The sequence below is a fragment of the Streptomyces sp. NPDC111656 genome (genome assembly GCF_055656965.1).
Genome location: NZ_JBVKCA010000074.1, coordinates 1 through 2,265, shown reverse-complemented (window position 1 = coordinate 2,265; position 2,265 = coordinate 1). Strand labels below are relative to the sequence as shown.

The window sequence follows — 2,265 nt, the reverse complement described above, 5'->3', positions numbered from 1 at the left end:
GTCTCGGCGACGCCTGAATTCTGACCCTCTGACGGCGGATCAAAAGTGACCCTCTCGGTGATCTTCGTCTGAACCTGATCTTGATCGGAAGGTCAGGAGGGAAGGGTGATCCGCGTGGAGGACTGGGCAGAGATCCGCAGGCTGCACCGGGCCGAGCAGATGCCGATCCGGGCGATCGCTCGGCATCTGGGCATCTCGAAGAACACAGTGAAGCGGGCATTGGCCAGTGACCGGCCGCCGAAGTACGAGCGGCCGGCCAGGGGCTCGGCGGTCGACGCGGTCGAGGTGCAGATCCGTGAGCTGCTGCGGGAGACCCCGACAATGCCCGCCACGGTGATCGCGGAGCGGATTGGGTGGGAACGCGGGCTGACGGTCCTCAAGGAACGAGTGCGAGAACTGCGTCCCGCCTACGTTCCGGTCGATCCGGTCTCACGCACGAGCTATCAGCCGGGCGAGCTGGCCCAGTGCGACCTGTGGTTTCCCGAGGCGGACATCCCGCTCGGCTACGGGCAGACGGGACGTCCGCCGGTGCTGGTGATGGTGTCCGGCTACTCACGGGTGATCACCGCGCGGATGCTGCCCTCCCGGACGACCGGCGACCTGATCGACGGCCACTGGCGGCTGCTGAACGGGTGGGGCGCCGTGCCCAAAACGCTGGTCTGGGACAACGAGGCCGGGGTCGGCCGCGGCAAGCTCACCGCAGAGTTCGCCGCGTTCGCGGGCCTGCTTGCCACGAAAATCTATCTCTGCCGGCCTCGCGACCCGGAAGCGAAAGGGCTGGTCGAGCGGGCGAACGGCTATCTGGAGACCTCGTTTCTGCCCGGTCGCACGTTCAGCGGCCCCGGCGACTTCAACACCCAGCTCACGGCCTGGCTGGCCGTCGCGAACCGGCGCCTGCACCGCACCCTGCAGGCTCGTCCCGCCGAACGCTGGGACGCCGACCGGGCCGGGATGCTCGCCCTGCCGCCCGTCGACCCGCCCGCTTGGTGGCGGATGCAGACCCGGATCGGCCGCGACCACTACATCCGCGTCGACACCAACGACTACTCCGTGCACCCCCAGGCCATCGGACACACGGTCACCGTCCTCACCGACAACGACGAAGTCATCGCCCTCGCCACCGGCGGCGTGATCGTCGCCCGCCACCCCCGCTGCTGGGCCCGCCACCAGACCCTCACCGATCCCGACCACGCCGCCGCGGCCCAGACGATGCGCGGGCAGGCCCGCCATCAGCAGGCCGCCCAGGCCAAGGACACTCGCCGGTCCCAGGCCGAGGCCGGCCCGCTCGTCGAGGTCGAGCAACGCGAACTCGGCTCCTACGACCGGCTGTTCACCGTCATCGAAGGCGGCGGCGAGAGGGAGGCCGGCTGATGCCCCGCACCACCACTGCCCCGGCCGAAAGCACCGGAGCGGGCCGCAGGACCGGCTCCCAGACCGCCGCCGACCTCGCCTTCCTCGCCCGCGCGATGAAGGCGCCGGCCCTGCTGGACGCCGCCGACCGGCTCGCCGAACGCGCCCGCAAGGAGTCCTGGACCCACGCCGAATACCTGGTCGCCTGCCTCCAACGCGAGGTCTCCGCCCGCGAATCACACGGCGGCGAGGCCCGCGTCCGAGCCGCCCGCTTCCCCGCGATCAAGACGATCGAGGAACTCGACGTCACCCATCTGCGCGGCATGACGCGACAACAGCTCGCGCATCTGGGCACGTTGGACTTCATCGCCGGCAAGGAGAACACCGTCTTCCTAGGACCGCCGGGCACCGGGAAAACACACCTGGCGATCGGGCTCGCGGTCCGCGCCTGCCAGGCCGGACACCGCGTCGCCTTCGCCACCGCCGCCGAGTGGGTCGACCGCCTGGCCGCCGCCCACCACGCCGGACGCCTCCAGAGCGAGCTCACCAAGCTGTCCCGTTACCCGCTGATCGTGGTCGACGAGGTCGGCTACATCCCCTTCGAAGCCGAGGCCGCGAACCTGTTCTTCCAGCTCATCTCGAACCGATACGAACGCGCGTCCGTGATCGTCACCAGCAACAAACCCTTCGGACGCTGGGGAGAGGTCTTCGGCGACGAGACCGTCGCCGCCGCCATGATCGACCGCCTCGTCCACCACGCCGAGGTCCACTCCCTCAAAGGCGACTCATTCCGCATGCGAGGACGCGAACTCGGACGCGTCCCCACCACCGACAACGACTGAAACGACCGAACCGAAGACACCCGGGTCAGATTTCACCTGTCCAGACTGGGTCCAGGTTCACCCGCCGCCGACA

The 2,265-nt window shown here is 69.3% G+C and carries 2 protein-coding genes; both read left to right on the top strand.

The genetic code is table 11. From position 1 onward, the window contains the following. The first annotated feature begins 105 nt into the window (after positions 1 to 105). Complete coding sequence (gene istA, locus ACZ7M3_RS52770) at positions 106 to 1,371, top strand: IS21 family transposase (RefSeq protein ID WP_472073973.1); 1,266 nt, start codon at positions 106 to 108, stop codon at positions 1,369 to 1,371. After that, positions 1,371 to 2,192, top strand: a complete 822-nt coding sequence (gene istB, locus ACZ7M3_RS52765) for an IS21-like element helper ATPase IstB (protein WP_472073971.1) — start codon at positions 1,371 to 1,373, stop codon at positions 2,190 to 2,192. Before istA ends, istB begins: the two co-directional genes overlap by 1 nt. The last annotated feature ends 73 nt before the right edge of the window (positions 2,193 to 2,265 follow it).